At 70.7% G+C, this 18,744-nt stretch carries 10 protein-coding genes and 4 pseudogenes; 4 read left to right on the top strand and 10 right to left on the bottom strand.

Annotated features, from left to right (window positions below; all coding sequences use genetic code 11):
• Window positions 1–17: 17 nt before the first annotated feature.
• Both ACIRG6_RS27880 and ACIRG6_RS27875 read left to right on the top strand, forming a co-directional pair.
• Window positions 18–869, top strand: a pseudogene (locus tag ACIRG6_RS27880) (cellulase family glycosylhydrolase); the annotation flags it as partial.
• 221 nt (window positions 870–1,090) lie between these two features.
• Window positions 1,091–2,439 (top strand): annotated as a pseudogene (locus tag ACIRG6_RS27875) (alpha/beta hydrolase domain-containing protein).
• 57 nt (window positions 2,440–2,496) lie between these two features.
• Here the strand turns inward: ACIRG6_RS27875 and ACIRG6_RS27870 are convergent.
• Complete coding sequence (locus ACIRG6_RS27870) at window positions 2,497–2,874, bottom strand: DUF1330 domain-containing protein (protein ID WP_364820123.1); 378 nt, start codon at window positions 2,872–2,874, stop codon at window positions 2,497–2,499.
• 1,039 nt (window positions 2,875–3,913) lie between these two features.
• Between ACIRG6_RS27870 and ACIRG6_RS27865 the strand changes: the two are divergent.
• Window positions 3,914–4,292 (top strand): annotated as a pseudogene (locus ACIRG6_RS27865) (DUF1345 domain-containing protein); the annotation flags it as partial.
• Between the two features lie 63 nt (window positions 4,293–4,355).
• On the opposite strand, the gene ACIRG6_RS27860 reads toward ACIRG6_RS27865, so the two are convergent.
• Window positions 4,356–5,417: a zinc-binding dehydrogenase gene (locus ACIRG6_RS27860; protein ID WP_364677598.1), complete on the bottom strand. Its 1,062-nt coding sequence runs from the start codon at window positions 5,415–5,417 to the stop codon at window positions 4,356–4,358.
• 253 nt (window positions 5,418–5,670) lie between these two features.
• Here ACIRG6_RS27860 and ACIRG6_RS27855 point away from each other — a divergent pair, with 253 nt between their 5' ends.
• On the top strand, window positions 5,671–8,886 hold the full coding sequence (locus ACIRG6_RS27855; protein WP_403324925.1) for a bifunctional cytochrome P450/NADPH--P450 reductase: 3,216 nt from the start codon (window positions 5,671–5,673) through the stop codon (window positions 8,884–8,886).
• A 71-nt stretch (window positions 8,887–8,957) separates the two neighbouring features.
• Here the strand turns inward: ACIRG6_RS27855 and ACIRG6_RS27850 are convergent, their stop codons facing one another.
• The 8 genes and pseudogenes from ACIRG6_RS27850 to ACIRG6_RS27815 all read right to left on the bottom strand — a co-directional run bounded on the left by ACIRG6_RS27850 (window position 8,958) and on the right by ACIRG6_RS27815 (window position 18,710).
• The gene (locus tag ACIRG6_RS27850; RefSeq protein WP_364677602.1) at window positions 8,958–9,584 is read right to left on the bottom strand and encodes a TetR/AcrR family transcriptional regulator; all 627 of its coding nucleotides are present in this window, start codon (window positions 9,582–9,584) and stop codon (window positions 8,958–8,960) included.
• A gap of 49 nt (window positions 9,585–9,633) precedes the next feature.
• Window positions 9,634–11,844, bottom strand: a pseudogene (locus tag ACIRG6_RS27845) (ATP-binding SpoIIE family protein phosphatase).
• A 48-nt stretch (window positions 11,845–11,892) separates the two neighbouring features.
• Window positions 11,893–12,759, bottom strand: coding sequence for a phytanoyl-CoA dioxygenase family protein (locus ACIRG6_RS27840; protein WP_364677605.1), 867 nt, complete (start codon window positions 12,757–12,759; stop codon window positions 11,893–11,895).
• 563 nt (window positions 12,760–13,322) lie between these two features.
• The gene (locus ACIRG6_RS27835; RefSeq protein ID WP_403324924.1) at window positions 13,323–13,598 is read right to left on the bottom strand and encodes a hypothetical protein; all 276 of its coding nucleotides are present in this window, start codon (window positions 13,596–13,598) and stop codon (window positions 13,323–13,325) included.
• Window positions 13,599–13,875: 277 nt separating this feature from the next.
• A complete protein-coding gene (locus tag ACIRG6_RS27830) occupies window positions 13,876–14,976 on the bottom strand; it encodes a phosphotransferase family protein (protein ID WP_364677741.1) in 1,101 nt (366 codons plus the stop codon).
• Window positions 14,976–16,214 carry an acyl-CoA dehydrogenase family protein gene (locus ACIRG6_RS27825; protein ID WP_364677606.1) on the bottom strand — a complete coding sequence of 413 codons (1,239 nt, stop codon included), beginning with the start codon at window positions 16,212–16,214 and terminating at the stop codon, window positions 14,976–14,978. Before ACIRG6_RS27825 ends, ACIRG6_RS27830 begins: the two co-directional genes overlap by 1 nt.
• 29 nt (window positions 16,215–16,243) lie before the next feature.
• A complete protein-coding gene (locus tag ACIRG6_RS27820; RefSeq protein WP_364677608.1) occupies window positions 16,244–17,026 on the bottom strand; it encodes an SDR family oxidoreductase in 783 nt (260 codons plus the stop codon).
• A 4-nt stretch (window positions 17,027–17,030) separates the two neighbouring features.
• Entirely contained in the window at window positions 17,031–18,710 is a 1,680-nt protein-coding gene (locus tag ACIRG6_RS27815; RefSeq protein WP_364820109.1) for a class I adenylate-forming enzyme family protein, read from the bottom strand.
• Window positions 18,711–18,744 lie beyond the last annotated feature (34 nt).

Here is an 18,744-nt window from a genome sequence, read left to right as displayed (position 1 = left end):
GCCTGACGACGTCGACGATCAGCGTGAAGAGCGCGCTGGAGGGCCAGGAGGACTACGTCGTCGTCAACATCGGCAACGAGCCCTTCGGCAACACGAACTACACCGCGTGGACGGACGCCACCAAGTCGGCCATCGGCAAGCTCCGCGGCGCCGGCATCGACCACGCCCTGATGGTGGACGCGCCCAACTGGGGCCAGGACTGGTCCGGCACGATGCGATCCAACGCGGCCTCGGTCTTCGCTTCCGACCCCGACCGCAACACCATCTTCTCCATCCACATGTACGGGGTCTACGACACCGCGACGGAGGTGCAGGACTACCTGAACGCCTTCGTCGGCAACGGACTGCCCATCGTCGTCGGTGAGTTCGGCGACCAGCACAGCGACGGCAACCCCGACGAGGGCGCGATCATGGCGACGGCCCAGTCCCTCGGCGTCGGCTACATCGGCTGGTCGTGGAGCGGCAACGGCAGCGGTGTCGAGTACCTCGACATGGTCAACGGCTTCGACCCGAACTCGCTGACCAGCTGGGGCGACCGCTTCTTCAACGGCAGCAACGGGATCGCCGCCACGTCCAAGACGGCCACCGTGTACGGCGACGGCGGCGGTGACAACGGTGGCGGTGACGACGGTGGCACGGGCGGTACCGCGCCCAACGGTTACCCGTACTGCGTGAACGGCAGCGCCTCCGACCCGGACGGTGACGGGTGGGGCTGGGAGAACAGCAGCTCGTGCGTGGTCCCCGGCGGCCTCGCGCCCAACGGCTACTCGTACTGCGTGAACGGCAGCGCCTCCGCCCCGGATGGTGACGGGTGGGGCTGGGAGAACAGCCGGTCCTGTGTCGTCCGGGGCAGCGCTGCGGATCGCTGACCGACGGATGCGGTGATGCCCCGCCCGAGGGAAGTCCCGAGGGCGGGGCATTCGGCCGCACAATGCGGACGTTCACCACGGACGTGAGGTGCCGACCTCGGGTCGCCTGGGCCCGCTACGGCGCTTGCTCGGCCGCCCGTGAGTCGCGCGCCGGCAGCCGGGACAAGCCGGTGCGGTCCTGAGCCCTGTCTCCGGGAAGGGAGCGAGACGCGTTCCGTCAGATGGCCGCGGCAGCACTGGCCGTCGTCGTCGCGAGCACCGGCGCGACAGCGGCGGCCACGCCGAAGGCTCCGCAGGCCGAGGCCGGGACACCGGCTGTGGAGGGGCCGGTGCCCGGGACCGTGCCGGGTGATCCGAAAGCGCCGGACGCGGCGGACACCTATCCCTGGCTGTCCGCGCCCGGGCTGGCCGAAGCAGGCTACGTCGAGCAGGAGTTCTTCCTCTCCGGCCGGGCGGACGCCTACAGCCCGACCGGTGCACGGCTCGCCGAGGACGTGCCGTACACCACGCGCGTCGTGGTCCGGAGGCCCGCCGACCGGTCGCGGTTCGACGGCACGGTCCTGACGGAGTGGCAGAACGTCAGCGGCGGCTACGACCTGGACGCCCTGTTGGCGCCCGACCAGATCACACGTGCCGGGCAGGTCTGGGTCGGGGTGTCCGCGCAACGCGTCGGCGTGGACCAACTCAGGTCCTGGAGCCCTGCCCGCTACGGCGGCCTCGACGTGACCGGAGGCGGGCGGTTCACGGCCGACGAACTGTCCTACGACGTGTACGCGCAGGCCGCCAGGGCCCTGCGCACGGGGACCGGAGGGCTGCTGGGCCCCCTCCGCGCGAAGACCGTCCTCGGGATCGGCGCCTCGCAGTCGGCGGACCGGATGACGGTGTACTACGACCACGTGCTGCCGCAGACGGAGCCGGTCTTCGACGGCTACGGCTTCATCGTGGGCCAGGCACCCGCTCGCGAGGGCGACGAACCCGTCTTCCACGTGCTCTCGGAGACCGATGTGCGCACGCCGGTCCGACGCCCCGACGACGACCACTACCGGCGCTGGGAGGTGGCCGGCGCCGCGCACTCCGGCCGCTTCGGACAGGCATACCGAGAACCGCTGCTCACCCGCGACCTCGGTGCCGCACCGGAGTTCGCCTGCGACCGCCCGCCGTTCAGCGAGGTGCCACTGCACCATGCGATCGCCGCCGCCTACAGCCACCTCGAGCGGTGGGTGGAGCGGAAGGTGCTCCCGCCGTCGGCACCCGGGCTGCGATTCTCCGCGGACGGCACCAAGGCCCGCGATCCCGCGGACTCGCCCTCGGCGGCATCCGGCTGTCCCAGGTGGAGGTCCCGAGGGCGCTGAACATCGGGGACAACACGGGGGAGACCTTCTGCGTGCTGTTCGGAACGCATGTGCCGTTCACCGCCGCGCAACTGGACCGCCTGTACCCCACCCACGCGGGCTACGTCGCCCGGGTCGTCGACGCCGACGTCCGCGCCGTACGGCACGGCCATCTGCTGCCGGCCGATGCACGCGCCAATCTGCGCGACGCGCTGTCCTCGAAGGCGGACCTGGACTGAGGTGCGCGGCGGGGGCGCGGCCCGGCCCCCGCCGCGGTACGCGGCATGACGTGGGGCTCAGCGTGGCCGCCGACCCTCCCAGGGCACGGTCGGCTGGAGCACGGCCTCGGCGAGGGCGCCGCTCCGCAGCGCGGTCACCTCCTGGTATCCGGGATCGGCCACCATGCGGCCGAATGCCTCCCGGCTCGGGTAGCGAACGAGCAGTACGGCGTCCCACGCCTGGCCGTCCTCGGCGACCAGGGGGGTGCCGCCGTCCCCGGCATACAACAGTTCGCCGCCGTACCGGTGCAGGAACTCGGCCGTACGCCGGGAGTACTCGGCGTACGACGCCCGTCCGCCGGGAGCGAAACGCAACAGGTTCAGCATGACGAAGGGCCCGTCCGGGGTGTGCGCGCTCAGTCCGGCGAGCGCCGCACCCGTGGGATCGACGGCCATAGCGGCCTCCTTTTCGTCTGGTCCGGCCCGTGACGGCCGGCGGGACGCCCGAAGCTTAGAGGCATTCCGGCACGGGATACCATCCAGTCGGTACGTATTGCTCTGAGCGGTGCCATCGCAATCGGCGAGCTTGCGGAGACACCACCCTCATTCGGGAGTGCGCCCGGAGCACGGCGCGGTCGCTTGCCGACACGGCCACGGCGACAACAATGCCGTTCATGTGGCAACTGGCCAGCGTCGGCTCACCAACGGCCGGGCTCGAAAAAGCAGGTTGCAAAAGGCAGTGTTGCTCACCCGCGCTCAGGCGTATTCGCTCACCCGCACCGAGAACCTGCTGGACCTCCCTCCTCTCCCTTCTGACCGGGCTCCGCCGCCGACCGGGGTGCAGTGGAGTCGCGGGCTTCGTTCCCGAGGTCGCGTCCGCAGTAGTGTCTTCTCGGTACTACTGTCGCTCGTGGCGGTCATCGCCCTTGTTTCCGCGGCCGGCCATCGCGGAGCACCGAGGGATGAGTGTGCACCCGCTCGTCGTTCGGGTCACCCGTACCGTTTCACGGTCATCCGCACCGGCACCCGCCCAATGCACATGCTGAGCGCTCCGCTGCACCAAGAGGCGTAATTGCCACGGGCGTATGATCACCGAGGTCGAATTGACGTACGGCTGTGACGCTCATTTGACGCTCTGGGTGCCCGCCGGTTCTCAAGCCGGACTCGGAAGACTCCCTGACCTGGCACTTTACCGGCAGCGTCCAGGCCGACATCTTTTCGATGACGCATCACGTCGAGTGCGTCGCGATCCTTGAGCCCGCCGACAAGGGCCGCTGACCTGGCATTTCTCCGAGTGTGTGTTATGGGTGTCACGTGCGTCAGGCGCGATATCTTGACGCATATTCGACGCACGTGCCGCACGTGACGCACGTTCGACGCACAGGCGGCGCGGTTTCTGATGGATCGTCATGCGTGACGGGCGGCCGACGGGTTGAACCCTCAGCTGTGTGGCGGAAGTGGCTGAGGCACCGGCTGCTGAGCCGTCGGCTGCCCTGCCGCGGCGCTGGTGGTGTCGGCGGTCTGGCGTCCCGGGCATCCGGGTCCGCCCTCCCGGCGACCGCGCGGGTGCTGACGGCGCTCGGTCTCGTCGCCGCCTGGGCCTGCGTCCTGGTCGCCTTCGCGGTTGCGTTCCCTGCCGACGACCTCGTGGAGGACGAGGTGGCGCTGGACTTCCCGGGTGGCCGGGCGCCGGCCTGGGCCGACTACGTGTACTTCGCCCTGTCGGTATGACGACATTCGGTACGACGGACGTCGCGGTGATGTCGCGGGAGATGCGCCGGACGGTGGCGGCCAGCGCGACCATCGCGTTCGTCTTCAACACGGTGATCGTGGCCGGCATGGTCGCGGCGCTGGACGGCGAGCCGGGCGCCTGACGGTGGGGGCGGTGGCCGGAACGCCCGTGCCGGGCGCGGCGAGCCGGCCGCCGCCCCTCCCGCTCAGGGGGTGAGCACCAGGCGGATCGGGTCGCCGACCTTCTTCTCCAGGCGGGCGACGGCATCCGCGGCCTCGGCCAGCGGGACGTGGGCCGTGATGGAGGGGGCCAGGTCGATGCGTCCGGCCGAGGCCAGGCCGACGAGCTGCTCCACGTGCTCGGGCTCGGAGCCGTAGTGGCCGCGGACCTGGTTGACGTTGAAGCAGAATCCGATGCTGTCGGCGATCGTGACCGGCTCCGGGGTGAGTCCGGCGAGGACGAGCGAACCGAACGGGCCGAGGACCGACGCGGCCTGGGCGCGGGCGGCGCCCACGCCGGCGAAGTCGAAGGCGACGTCGAGGCCGCGCCCGGCCGTCGCCTCCCGCACCGCCTCCGCGAAGCCCGGGGCGAGCGGGTCGAGGGCGACGTCCGCGCCGAAGACGAGGGCTCGCTCGCGGGCCGACGGCAGCGGGTCGATCGCGATGATCGGGGCCGCGCCGACCATCCGGGCGAGCCGTACGGCGTGGGCGCCGAGGCCGCCCGCGCCCCAGATGCCGACCGCCTGGGCGGGGCGGACGGCGCCGGTTCCCACGATCGCGGCGTACGGGGTGGAGACCGCGTCGGGGATGATCGCGGCCTGGTCGAAGGGCAGGTCGTCCGGGATGGGCAGCAGCGTGCCCTCGCGGGCGATCGTGTACTGCGCCCAGCCGCCGTCGTAGTCCAGGCCGCGGGTGAGCGGTCGGTGGCACGTCATCCGGCGCAGGCAGCCGCCGCAGTCGCCGCACGCCTCTCCGGCCTGGAGGACCACGCGCTGCCCGGGCGTCCAGCCGCCCTTCACGTCCGGGCCGAGGGTGTGGACGACACCGGCCACCTCGTGGCCGAGGGTGACGGCGCCCGCCTCCGTGACCGCGTCGGTGGGGAAGAAGGGGCTCAGACTGCCGTCGATCAGGTGGACGTCCGACAGGCAGACGCCCGCCGCCCGCACCTCGACGAGGACCTCGCCCGGGCCGGGGACGGGGATCGGGACCTCTTCGACGGCGAAGGTGCGGGTGTCCAGGCGCAGCCGTCCGGCCTGCATGGTGTTCATGCGGAAACCTCGATGTGCTCGGTGGGAAGAAGCGCGCACGTAGCTCATGCGCTCGACATGGTCGACTGACCATGTCGTATAACCGTGTCTATTGACGAGGTCATCTGTCAAGCCGCTTCCGCCGGACGTCGGCGGGAGGTTCCGAGTTCCGCCCCGTGGCTGTGTCATTCAATACAGTCAACCGACATGTTCACCCGACAAAGTCGCGTGTAACGTGGTTGGCGACTGCTGGAGTGCAACGAAAGGCACGCTCATGACTCAGGTGTCCGTAGGTACGGCGCGGGCGATCCCCGAGCGCCCCCCGCTGCCCCTCGTAGGCCACGCGTTCAACGTTCCCGCGGGCGCGGACTTCCTGGCCTACCTGCTGAAGGAGTTCAAGGAATTCGGGCCCGTGTACCGGCTGCGGATCTTCGGGAGGGAGACCGTCATGATCGGCGGCCTGGACCTCGTGACCGAACTGTCGGACGAGACCCGCTTCCGCAAGCATGTCCACGCCGACCTGGTCGAGGTTCGGGCCCTGGCCGGGGACGGTCTGTTCACCGCCTACAACCACGAACCGAACTGGCGCAAGGCCCATGACATCCTCATGCCCGCGTTCTCGCTGGGCGCGATGCGCAGCTACCACGCCCCGATGCTGAAGGTCGCCCGCTCACTGATCGGCAAGTGGGACCGGCTGGCCGGGGTGCAGACGGTGGACGTGCCCGACGAGATGACCCGGCTGACCTTCGACACGATCGGTCTGTGCGGCTTCGGCTACGACTTTCAGTCCTTCCGGCGCAACGACCTGCATCCGTTCGTCGACGCGATGGCCCGGGCTCTCGTCTTCGCCCAGGAGAAGGGCGAGTCCATGCCGGGCTCCGAGCTGTTCAAGAGGAAGAAGGTCGAGCAGTTCCGCAAGGACGTCGACCTGATGACGGACCTCGTCGACGAGGTGATCAAGGAGCGCCGCGCCTCCGGCGACACCAGCACGGACGACCTGATGGGGCTGATGCTGCACACCGAGGACCCCGCCACCGGCGAGCTGCTGGACGACGTCAACATCCGCCACCAGGTGATCACCTTCCTGATCGCCGGCCACGAGACCACCAGCAGTGCGCTCTCCTTCGCCCTGTACTACCTGACCAAGCATCCGGAGGTGCTCGCCCGGGCCCAGGCCGAGGTGGACGCCCTGTGGGGTGACACCGACTCCCCGGATCCCCAGTACGGCGACATCGGCAAGCTCACTTACATCCGTCAAATCCTCAACGAGAGCCTTCGGATGTGGCCGACGGCGCCCGGGTACGCCGTCGAGCCGATCGAGGACACCGTCATCGGCGGCAAGTACCCCGTGCGGAAGGGGGAGTCGCTGATGGTGATCACCTCGGCCCTTCACCGTGACGCGGCCTGGGGGGAGAACGTCGAGCTGTTCGATCCCGAGCGCTTCACTCCCGAGCGGGAGGCGGCCCGCTCGGTGCACGCCTTCAAGCCGTTCGGCAACGGCGAGCGGGCCTGCATCGGCCGCCAGTTCGCGCTGCACGAGGCCACCCTGCTGCTGGGCCTGCTGGTGCACCGTTACCGTCTGATCGACCACACCGACTACCAGCTGAAGATCAAGTCGACGCTGACCATCAAGCCCGACGGGTTCAGCCTCCGGCTCGCCCGCCGCACCAGCGACGAACGGCGGCTGCCCGCCGTGACGGCGGCGGATCCCGTCGCGGGCCGGACCGCCACCGTGACGCGCCGTGCGAGCGGCACCGCGCTGACCCTGCTGCACGGATCCAACCTCGGCACCTGCGCCGGTATCGTCCGCGACCTCGGCGGCGACGGCGAGGAGCACGGCTTCACCCCGTCCGTCGCCGCCCTCAACGCGTACACGGAAAGGCTGACCGGCACCGAAGGCCCCGTCGTCATCGTCGCCGCTTCCTACAACGGTCGCCCCACCGACGACGCAGCCGAGTTCGTCGCCGCTCTGGAGAACCTTGCCCCCGGCTCGCTGACGGGGCTGCGGTACGCCGTCCTCGGTGTCGGCGACCGCAACTGGGCGGCGACCTACCAGCGCATCCCCACCCTGATCGACGAGCGTCTGTCCGCCGCCGGTGCCGTCCCGCTTCTGGAGCGCGGCGCCGCCGACGCCTCCGGCGACTTCGGCGGAGCGGTCGACCAGTGGACGGAAGACCTGTGGACGGTCCTGCTGGACGAGTACGGCGAAGCGGTCGCCGGCGAAGCGGCCGCCCCCGCACCCGAGGCGGAAGCAGAAGGGCTGTACGAGCTGGAGGACACCTCGGAGTCGGTCCTCGGCGGTCTCGCCGAGCGCCACGGCGTCCAGCCGATGGAGGTCCTCGAAGCGTACGAACTCGTCGACACCGACCACGAACTGGGGCGCTCCAAGCGGTTCCTGCGGCTCCGTCTGCCCGAGGGCGTCAGCTACCGCACCGCTGATCATCTGGCCGTCCTGCCCAGCAACCCCGAGGCCCTCGTCCAGCGTGTCGCCGATCGCTTCGGCCTGGACCTGGACCGCACCGTCCGGCTGCGCGCCCGCCGCCGGAGCCGGGGCGCCCTGCCCGTCGACCGGCCGCTGACCCTGCGCCGCCTGCTCACCGACTTCGTCGAGCTGCAGGACGCGGCCACCCAGGAGCAGGTCGCCGTGCTCGCCGAGCACACTTCCTGCCCGCCCGAGAAGCAGCCGCTCACCGCCTTCGCCACCGACGATCCCGAGACCTTCCGGGAGCAGGTGACCCTCGCAGGGCTCAGCGTCCTGGACCTCCTGGAGCGCTACCGCGCGTGCGAACTGCCCTTCGAACGCTTCCTGGAGCTGCTGCCGGTGCTGCGTCCCCGGCACTACTCGATCTCGTCGTCCGCCGCGGCCCGGCCCGGCGAGGCCGACCTGATGGTGTCCCTGCTCGCCGCGCCCCACCGGTCGGGGGAGGGCACCTTCCGGGGCATCGCCTCGCACTTCCTGCAGACCGTGAACGCGGGCGACGTGATCCAGGCCCGGGTCCTGCCGTGCAGCGAGTCCTTCCGCCTCCCCGAGGACACCTCCGTACCGGTGATCCTGATCAGCGCGGGCACCGGCCTCGCGCCCTTCCGCGGCGCGGTCCTCGACCGCCATCACGCCGGCTCGACCGGCACCCTGCTCTGCTACTTCGGCTGCGACCATCCCGACGTGGACTTCCTCCACCGGGAGGAGTTCGAGGCAGCCGAGGCGGCCGGCGCCGTCAGCATGCGCCCCACCTTCATGCACGCCCCCGAGAACGGCGCCCGCTTCGTCCAGGAGCGCATCGCCCGCGAGAGCGAGGAGGTGTGGTCGGTACTGGAGTCCGACGGACGCGTCTACATCTGCGGCGACGGCCGCCGTATGGCACCGGCCGTACGGGAAGCGTTCATGGCGATCTACCGCGAACGGACCGGCGCGAGCGATGAGCAGGCCGTGGCCTGGCTCGCCGAGCTCGTCGAGTCCGGGCGCTACGTCGAGGACGTCTGGGCCGGCTGATTCTCACGAGGAGGCGGAAACGGTTGTGGGCGCACCTGGGAAGGTGCGCCCACAACCGTTTCCGCGTCGTGTCAGGCCATCGGTACGTCCGGGAGGTCGAGATCCCCCTTGGCCAGCGCCACGGTCGCGGCGACGAGCGCCCTGAGACCCGTCCGCTCCGTGGCCTCGTCCGGCACAGACAGCAGGACCTGCATGGTGAGTCCGTCGAAGCCGGAGAGGAAGAACCGAGCCACTGTTTCCGGGGACTCGGCCAGTTTCTGTCCCGTCCTGTCCGCCGTTTCGGCGATCACCTGTGCGGTCACCTCGATGACCCGCTGATAGTGGCTCTGCCGGGCCTCGTTGAGGCCGGGCACACGCAGGGCGAACATGGTCAGTTCGCTGAGCAGCTGGTGGTGCGTCGTCGGCTCGCGCACGGTGCCCCACAAGGCCCCCGCCAAGGCGCTGAAGGTCTTCTCGAAGCCCGCGTCCTCCGGCGCCGCCCGCTGTACCTGCGCGACCAGCTCGTCGGTGATCTGGTCCATCACCGCCCGGTAGAGATCCTCCTTCGTGCCGAAGGTGTAGTGGACGGTGGCCTGCGCGACGCCGAGCTCCGCGGCGATGGCGCGGGTGCTTCCCGCGGCGACGCCCTCCCGGGTCATGAGGTCGATGGCCGCCTTGATCAACTGGGGGCGGCGCTCCGCCGCGGAAACATGAGCCATACGCCCACTATATCGACTTAGTCGAACGAACAAGTCGGCCGGACCGGCGTCACAGTCCCGCGGTGATCGACGCGCCGTTCGGGGGGAGAGCCTGCTCGGCCCAGATGACCTTTCCGTCGCGGCCGTGTCGTGTACCCCAGCGTTCGGTGAGCTGGGCCACCAGGAGCAGGCCGCGTCCGCCTTCGTCGAAGATCCGGGCGCGGCGCAGATGCGGGGCGGTGCTGCTGGCGTCGGAGACCTCGCAGGTGAGCGTCGACTGGAGGATCAGCCGCAGCTGGACGGGGGCCCTGCCGTAGCGGATCGCGTTCGTCACCAGTTCGCTGACGACCAGCTCCGTGGTGAAGGAGAGGTCTTCCAGCTCCCAGGCCGCCAGGATGCCGGAGGCGAAGCGGCGGGCCCCGGACACGGCCGCCGGATCGGACGGGAGGTCCATCGTGGCGACGTGGTCCGGGTCGAGGGCACGGGTCCGGGTGACGAGCAGGGCGACGTCATCGGCGGGGTGGCTGGGCAGCAGTGCGGCCAGCAGCCGGTCGCAGGTCTCCTCCAGCGAGTCCGGCGCTGAGGCGAGGACCTCGCGCAGCGTGGAGAGTCCGAGGTCCACGTCTCGCGTGCGGCCGGCGATCAGCCCATCGGTGTGCAGGACCAGCAGACTGTCCTCCGGCAGCTCGACCTCGATCGTCTCGAAAGGAAGCCCGCCCAGGCCGAGGGGCGGCCCGATTGGCATCTCGGGCGTCTCGACCACCCTGGAGGTCCGGGTGGCCTCGCCTGCGGCCGAGGGAGCCACCACGGTCGGTGGGACATGCCCGGCACTGGCCAGGGAGCACCGGCGGGAGACCGGGTCGTAGATCGCGTACAGGCAGGTGGCGCTGGTCTCACCCTCGTCCCGGGACTCCTCGCGCTGCATCCGGATGACCACGTCGTCCAGATGTGTGAGGAGTTCGTCGGGCATGAGGTCGATGTCGGCGAAGGCACGGACGGCGGTGCGGAGCCCGCCCATGGTGGCGGCGGCGTGCAGGCCGCGTCCGACCACGTCGCCGACGACGAGCGCGACGCGGGCCCCGGACAGCGGAATGACGTCGAACCAGTCACCGCCCACACCCGCGCGGGACCCGGCGGGCAGGTAACGCGAGGCCGTTTCGACGGCCGACTGTTTCACCGTGTGGCGCGGCAGCAGGGTTCGCTGGAGGGTGAGCGCGGTGGAACGTTCACGGGTGTACCGGCGGGCGTTGTCGATGGACACCGCCGCCCTGGAGACGATCTCCTGCGCCAGCAGGAGATCGTCGTCGAAGGGCGCCGAGGTGCGGTGGCGTACGAACTGCACCAGGCCGAGGGTGTCTCCACGGGCGTGCAAAGGGACGAGGAGTACGGAGTGAAGACCGAGGTCGCGCAGTACTCAGCCTTGGGACTCCGACGGCGCCACCCACGTGGGCATCTCGGTCCCCGCGATGTGGTGCAGGACGGATCGCCCGGTGACCAGTGTGCGAGCCGGTGCCGAGTCGTCGGGGTAGGAGTGGGCCTCGCCGATGCGGAGCAGGGACTCCGGACAGCCGTCGAGGACGGAGCGCTGGGCGACTCTGCGCTGCGTCAGAGCCTCCGGTGAACCCGTGCCCGTTTCGTCGAGGGTGGAGTCGAAGAGGTCGACGGTGACGAGATCGGCGAATTCCTCGGTGCCCACCTCCGTCAGCTCCTGTGCGGTGCGGGTGACATCCAGCGTGGTCCCGATCCGCTTGCTCGCCCTGTCGGTGAGGGCGAGCCGACGCTGAAGGAGATGGTCGCGCTCCTCCTGGTAGGCGGCGACGACCTCCTCCGAGGACCGGTCCACGTAGGCAAAACCGATCGCGACCAGCCTCACCGTGGCGAGGTTGATCATGTGCCAGTCGTCGGTGAGGCGGGGAGCTTCGGCCTGTACCTGTTCGAGCAGGCTGAGGTGGCCGAGCCGGTAGGAACGGAGGAGCCGGCTCACCGGGATTCCCCGCCGGGCGTAGAGGCGGGCGATGTCCAATGCGGCCGGAGGAGCCCCCGGCACGCTCGCGCTGGGGCGGTTCTCCAGGAGATCCAGCAGGACGGTGACGTGCTGGGCCGTCTCCTCCAGGGTCAGGGCCTCGATGTCCGCGTTCTCCCACAGCTCGGGGAACTCGTCGTTCAGGCGCCGGAGCATTAGGACCGCCAGCTTCGTCACCTGTGGTCTGAGGTGGCGGGCCAGCCGGCCGAGGAACGCATCGACCTCGGTTCCCATAGTGCGAATGTACGGGAAAGCCATGACGTGCGCTCCTCGGACGGCTACGGCGGCCTCTGGTCGGTCCGGCCCTCAGAGGCCGAGGTGGTCGCCGAGGTCGGCGTAGTCGACCTGCCACAGGCCGGGAGAGCCCGTGGGGTACTGGGAGCGGAAGCCGAGCATGCGCTGGACTCGCGGCGAGAGCGTCCTGGCGAGCTCCTTGTCGACCAGGAAGGGGTACGCCTCCTCGCCGGTGAGGAAGCCGGCGTTGAACGTGAAGGCGAGGCCGCGCCGGTACTCGTCGCCGGTCCGGTTCGCCCCGCCGCCGTGCGCGGTCTTGCCGCTGATGAGAAGGACGTCCCCGGCGTTCATGACGGCGGGGATCGTCTGCTCGGGGGTCCCGCGGTCCTCGAAGTCGCTCCAGTGGTTGCTTCCGGGGATGACGCGGGTGGCGCCGTTCTCCTCCGTGAAGTCGGTCAGGGCAACCAGGAAGTTGATGGTGACCTCCGGGCCCTTGGGCCCCATGCCGATGAACGGGAACCAGTTCTCCAGGTCCCGGTGCAGCATCTGCGCCTGGTTGCCGGGGCCGATCTCGATCACCTGTGCGGTGGTCATCCAGTACGTACCCGACTCCTGGAGGAAGACCAGGTCGCTGATCTCGTGGACCAGGGGGTGGTCGATGACCTCGCTGCGGAACGTGGGGCTGTGCGTCACCAGGTTCGTGAGGCGCTTGGTGTTGCTGCCGTGGAACGCGGCCACGATCTCGTTCTCGTGGGTCGACCCCGGGGCGAGCGCCCGCAGCGGCTGCTCGATCTCGGCGTTGAAGCGGGCGATCTGCTCCTGCGTCAGGAAGCCCTTGATGATGACGCCGCCGTCACGGGTCACGATCTTGAGGATCTCCTCCGCCGGCGTGTCGTTGGCCACGGACGTCAGGGCCTGGGCCTTCCTCTGGGTCGTCATGTGCGTCCTCTCCCTCGATCTGGGTCACGGTTGATCGACCGCTCGATCAACCGCCGGGCATTCCGTTCTGGGGACTCCCGCGCGTCTTCCTCGTGACGGTCGGGCGGGTGCGACGGTCAGGTCGTTCACACGTCGTTCATGTGGTGGTCGTCTCACTGTCGCGAGCCGGGACCGCCGGCGAGAACGACAGCGGGCACCTGCTTGGCCCGGGCCCGGTGCACGATGCACAGGCCCGTCGAGGGCACGGCGGAGCTGTCCGCTCACGACGTCTTGTCGGAGTCGACGCGCGCCCCAGGGGCACCCAGGTGAGGAGTCGGTTCCGGCGCCGTATGCCGGCGGTGTGTCGTTCGCTCCCAGGGACGCGCGCTGCCGAGCCACGCCGTTGAAGACGGGCGGGAGAGACCGGCCGGCGACGTAGAGGCGTTCCGGGTCGTCGTCCTGGGTGGCGAGGGTGAAGACCCACAGCAGGCATAGGCCGATGAAGACCAGGAAGGCGCAGATGACCGCGCCCCGTGCGGCGGAGCCGATGAGGTCGGGCGAGCCGGCGCTCAGGAGGTACGTCGTCACCACGCGCCCCCGGCCGAACGCGAAGCGGCGGTCGTGGCCGAGGCCGCTTCGAAGGAGGACGCGGCCCGGTTCTCGTACCACCAGGTCCCGCCGATGAGGACGGCGAGCTGTGTGAGTGCCCACGCGATGCCGAGGGTGAGACGTCCGTACACGGAGATCTCTCCGAGGGGCGTGGAGCAGGAGAGCAGGACACCGACGGCGAGCGGCAGCGCGTTGACGGTGACCGGCATCCGGGTGTCACGGGAAGGGAGCCGGGAGGAAGCGGAGGGCACGGGACCTCTCTCTGAAGAAAAGGAAGACGGACACGGCGCGCGAGGGGGCGCGGGGGCGGTGGCGGCCGTCGAGGACGAGCGAGGGAGTCCGGGGGCCGTGCTCCGTACCGGGCGGAACTCCATGGCTGCGACCGCGGGACCTCGACGGTGGCGCGGCCTCCGCGGAGGAGGTCGCGTCGGCTCCCGTCGACGAGCAGCGGCCTCGGCGTGATGCCGGAGCAGGGCGGCTGGCCGCGGCGAGGTCGGTGAAGAGCCCCGCAGCGGGACGCGTCGGGTGTCAGAGGCGGGTGGTCGCCGTCAGGCCGGCGTATCGCCCGGCCCGCTCCAGGAGCCGTGGGACACCCGTTTCGAGTGACGGTCCGAAGGCCGTGTCGTTCGGGCGCTCACCCCGCCGCCAGCGGGTGTGGATGGCCTCGCAGAAGATCGCCGCCTTCCACAGGGCGAGGGTCTGGTACCAGGGGAGCGCGGTCAGGTCGAGGCCCGTGCGGGACCGGTAGCGCTCCGCCAGCTGGCGCTGGGTGAGGTACCCGGGCGACCGGGTCACCGTGGTGAGTTCGAGGGGGGTGGGAGGACTGCCTGCCTCGGACCAGGTGGCGGTGAGGTACCCCAGGTCCGCGAGCGGGTCACCGAGCGTGGCCATCTCCCAGTCCAGGATCGCGAGGACCCTGGCCGGGGCCTGGCGGGCGAACATGAGGTTGCCCATGCGGTAGTCGCCGTGCACCACCGAGGCCGCCCGGCTCGTCGGCAGGTTGCGGGCGAGCCAGTCGGCGATGCGGTCCACCGCGGGCAGGCTGCGGGTGGTGTTGATCTCCCACAGGCCGCGGAACCGCTCCACCTGGCGGCGGAGATACCCTTCGGGGCGGCCCAGGGAGGCGAGGTCGCCGCGGGTGACGTCGATGCGGTGCAGGGCGACGAGGGTGTCGACGACCGCTTCACTGGTGGCCCGGCGCTGCCCGGCGGGGGAGAGCTGGGCAGGGACCGTGTCGGTGATGACTGTCCCGTCGAGCCGGCCCATGAGGTAGAACGGCACGCCCAGGACGTCCTCGTCCTCGCAGACGGCGATGATCTCCGGCACCGGTACCCCGTGCGCGCCGAGGATCTTCTGGATGCGGGCCTCGCGCACCATGTCGTGCGTCGACTTCGGCAGCGGCGGGCGCGGGCCGCGGCGCAGGACGACGGACTCGCCGCCGCGCTCGATCAGGTAGGTGACGTTGGACTGCCCGTCGCCGATGCGCTGCCACGCGAGCGGGCCGCAGCCGATGCCGTGCGCATCGAGGAAGCCGGTGACCGCGTCGAGGACCAGGAGCGGAGGGCTGTCGAGGCGGCGGGCGTGCTCAAGGCTCGCGACGACTTCCACGCCGTCGGGGACGGTGTGCATCACGCGGCCCCGTCCCGGCTGACGACGGCGGCGCCCCGGTGGGGTTCGCCGGCCCGGACGGCGGCGCTGCGGGCGGCGGAGGCGCGGCGGGCGATGGCCCACCTGTGGGTCTCGTTGGAGCCGTCGTAGATGCGGAACGGGCGGACCTCGTTCAGGTACTGCGCGAGCGGGAGCCCGTCGGAGACGCCGTCGCCGCCGCAGATCTGGATCGCTCGGTCGATCACCCGGAAGACCGCCTCGGAGCAGTGCACCTTCGCCACCGAGGACATCGCCGAGCCCGCCTTCGGGTCGGCGCCCAGCAGAGCGGCGGTCTTGGTGATGACCGCGTCGGAGGTCTCGAGGTCGATCACGGACTCGGCGATCAGGTGCTGGGCCAGGCCGAGCGAGTCGATCGGACCGCCGAACAGCTCCCGCTTCCCTGCCCGGTCGAGCGCGATGTCGTGTGCTCGCCGTGCCAGCCCCAGCCACCGCATGCAGTGCGTGAGCCGCGCGGGGCCGAGCCGCACCTGCGCGTACCGGAAGCCGAGTCCGACCTCGCCGAGGACCGCGTCGTCGGGGACGAGGCAGTTCTCCAGGTACAGGTGCGGGTGGCCGCCGTCGATGGCGCGGTCGACGGTGTGGATCGCCTCGCCGACCCGGATCCCGGGGTTCGTCAGGTCGACGAGGAACATGGTGGCCCCCTCGGGGGAGCCGTCGACGGCCGGGGTGCGCGCCATCACGATGCAGAACGCGGCACCGACGGCCCCGCTGGTGAACCGCTTGTGGCCGTCGATGATCCAGCCGCCGTCGCTGCGCACGGCCGTGGTGCGCAGCGCCGCCGGGTCGGATCCGGCGCCCGGGTGGGGCTCGGTCATGCCGAAGCAGGACCGGATCTCTCCCGCGGCCAGCGGCGCGAGATACCGCTTCTTCTGCTCCTCGGTAGCGATGAGGTGGAGCATGTGCATGTTGCCCTCGTCGGGGGCCATGCAGTTGAGCGCGCTGGGGCCGATGGGCGAGTAGCCGGCCTCCTGGAGGACCGGCGACCAGTGCTCGATGGGCAGGCCCTGGCCGCCGTACTCCTCCGGCACGAGCGGCGCGAAGACGCCGGCCTCCTTCGCCGCGGCCTGAAGCCGGTCGCGGGCGGCCTGGTCGAGGCGCCCGCCCGGTACGGGCTCGGCGTCGACGACGACATCGCGGATGAAGCGACGGGTGCGCTCCGCCAGCTCCGCCACCTCGGGCGGAAGGTGGGTGAAAGTCATGGCAGTCCTTTCGGGGGTGGCGGGGGGCGTTACGCGGTGCCGCCGGCGACCGTGAGGCCGCCGTCGACGGTGAGGACGTGGCCGGTGACCCACGAGGCGTCCTCCGAGGCCAGATACGCCACGGCGGAGGCGATGTCGGACGGCACGCCCAGTCGCCGCAGGGGGTAGTCGGCGGCCACCTCGGCTTCCCTGCCCTCGTACAGGGCTTCGGCGAACCGCGTCTTCACGACGGCGGGGGCCACCGCGTTGACCCGTATCTCCGGGCCGAGCTCGACGGCCAGGGTCCGGGTCAGGTGGGACACCGCCGCCTTGCTCACGCCGTAGAGGCCGATGCCGGGTGACGGGGTGTCGCCGGTGACGGAGGAGAGGTTCACGACGGAGCCCCGACGTTCGGAGAAACCGAGCTTCGGGTGGGCCACGGCGTCCTGCACCCAGGCGAGGGTGGCGAGGACGTTGACCTCCAGCACCTTGCGGGCGACATCGAGGTCCAGGCCGACGACGGGACCGTACGCCGGATTGACGCCCGCGTTGTTCACCAGGACGTCCAGCCCGCCGAACTCGCCCGCCACGATGTCGAAGACCTCGCGGCGGTGCTCGGGGTCGTCCGCCTTGCCGGCCACGGTGATGACCCTGTCCCGGGGGAGAGCGGCGGCGGCCTCTTCGAGCGGTCCGGCCTTGCGTGCGGTCAGGCAGACACGGGCGCCTTCCGCGACGAGCCGTTCCGCGACGGCGAGACCGATGCCCCGGCTCGCCCCGGTCACGATGGCGACACGGTCCGCGAAGCGGCCCTGACCGCTGCTGTTCTGGTTCAACGGATCAGTCCTTCGAAGGTGCGGACGGCTCGGTGGCGCCTGTTCCGCGGAGTTCAGCGCGCCGGATCTTGCCGCTCTGGGTCTTGGGCAGGTCGGCCAGGAAATGGATCGTGCGGGGACACTTGTAGGCCGCCAGCCGCTCACGCGTGAACGCGATCAGCTCCTCGGCCGTGGCGTTCAGGCCCGCTTTGAGGGAGACGTAGGCGACGACGGTCTCGCCGCGGTAGGCGTCCGGCTGTCCGACGACCGCGGCTTCGAGGACCGAGGGGTGTTCGTACAGGGCGTCCTCGACCTCGCGCGGCCAGACCTTGTACCCGGACACGTTGATCTGGTCCTTGAGCCGGTCCACCAGGTAGACCCAGCCCTGCTCGTCGATGACGGCGACGTCGCCGGTGCGGAGCCGGCCTTCCGGCATGGTCCGGCGGGTGGCCTCGGGCTTGTCCCAGTAGCCGGGCACCACCTGCGGCCCGCTCAATTCGAGTTCGCCCTGTTCCCCGCTCGGCACCGGGTCACCGTGCAGGTCCACGACGCGCGCGGTGAGGTGCGGCAGGGGCTTGCCGATGGACAAGGTCCCGCTCGGCGTATGCACCGGCGCTCTGTCCCCCGGCGGTACGGCGATGACGGCGGACGTCGTCTCGGTCATCCCGTAGCCGTTGTGGAGGTAGACGCCGAACCGCTCCCGGAACCGCTCGACGGTCGCCGGCGGGATCGGCGCGCCCCCGGAGTACAGGGTCTTCACCGACGCGAAGTGCTCCGGTCCGGCCTGCGGCAGCTGGAAGATCGCGTTGTACGCGGTGATGGAGCCGATCGTGTAGGTCACCCCCTGCTCGGCGAAGGCGTCCAGGGCGACCTCGGGGTGGAACCGGCCCGCCAGGACGAGCGTGGTGTCGGTGAGCAGGGAGATCGTCGCGTTGACCACGGCACCGGTGATGTGGAACAGCGGGGCCATGGCGAAGACGACGTCCCCGTCGCCCACCCCCATCCACGAAGCGCAGGTCGCCACCACGCTCAGGACGTTGCCGTGGGTGTTCATGGCGCCCTTCGGCGGCCCCGTCGTTCCCGACGTGTAGGTCAGGAACGCGACGTCGTCGCGGGTCAGTTCCACGGGCGAGGGGCCGCGGCCCTCGAACTCGCCGATCAGCGCCACCAGGTCGCCGTCCGGCGCCGGCGCGTGGCGCCCAGTCGTCGCGAAGGCCCGCGCGTCGTTCCTCGACTGGTAGTCCAGCGCCGACGTGCTGATCAGCCATCGGACCGTGCTCCCCGCCAGTGTGCCGAGCGTCTCGTGGACGTCCGCGTCCGCGCAGACGACGCCGACCGCCCCGGAGTCGTCGATGATCCGGCGGAGTTCCTGGCGCCGGTACATCGGGTTGAGTCCCAGGGCCGTGGCCCCCAGTTTCCACAGGGCCAGCAGCACCAGCGCGTACTGCGGGACGTTCTGCAGGTACACCCCGACGCGGTCGCCCCGGCCGGTCCCGCGGGCCTCGAACGCGGCGGCCAGGGCGTCCGACGCCGCGTCCACCTCCCGCGCGGTCAGGGCACCGTCGAAGAAGCGGAGCGCGGTGCCCTCCGGGTTCTTCGCCACGCGTGCCTTCCAGGCGGCCACGAGCGAGCCGGGTGTCGTGTCCGGCTCCGTACCGGACCCGTCGGGGGACGTGTCCCGCCGCCTGCCGTCATCCACTGTCATCTGCCGTCCTTCCCATCCGTGTCCGTGCGCTTGG

The organism is Streptomyces flaveolus (assembly GCF_044765825.1).
GTDB classification, from domain to species: domain Bacteria; phylum Actinomycetota; class Actinomycetes; order Streptomycetales; family Streptomycetaceae; genus Streptomyces; species Streptomyces flaveolus.
Note: the sequence above shows the minus strand (reverse complement) of the source record. Positions and strands in the feature narration are given on the sequence as shown.

Coding starts and splice junctions, on each gene's coding strand:
- ACIRG6_RS27870 (WP_364820123.1), bottom strand. CDS start 2,874: ATGGCCGTCGATCCCACGGGTGCGGCGCTCGCCGGACTGAGCGCGCAC.
- ACIRG6_RS27860 (WP_364677598.1), bottom strand. CDS start 5,417: ATGAACACCATGCAGGCCGGACGGCTGCGCCTGGACACCCGCACCTTC.
- ACIRG6_RS27855 (WP_403324925.1), top strand. CDS start 5,671: ATGACTCAGGTGTCCGTAGGTACGGCGCGGGCGATCCCCGAGCGCCCC.
- ACIRG6_RS27850 (WP_364677602.1), bottom strand. CDS start 9,584: ATGGCTCATGTTTCCGCGGCGGAGCGCCGCCCCCAGTTGATCAAGGCG.
- ACIRG6_RS27840 (WP_364677605.1), bottom strand. CDS start 12,759: ATGACGACCCAGAGGAAGGCCCAGGCCCTGACGTCCGTGGCCAACGAC.
- ACIRG6_RS27830 (WP_364677741.1), bottom strand. CDS start 14,976: ATGCACACCGTCCCCGACGGCGTGGAAGTCGTCGCGAGCCTTGAGCAC.
- ACIRG6_RS27825 (WP_364677606.1), bottom strand. CDS start 16,214: ATGACTTTCACCCACCTTCCGCCCGAGGTGGCGGAGCTGGCGGAGCGC.
- ACIRG6_RS27815 (WP_364820109.1), bottom strand. CDS start 18,710: ATGACAGTGGATGACGGCAGGCGGCGGGACACGTCCCCCGACGGGTCC.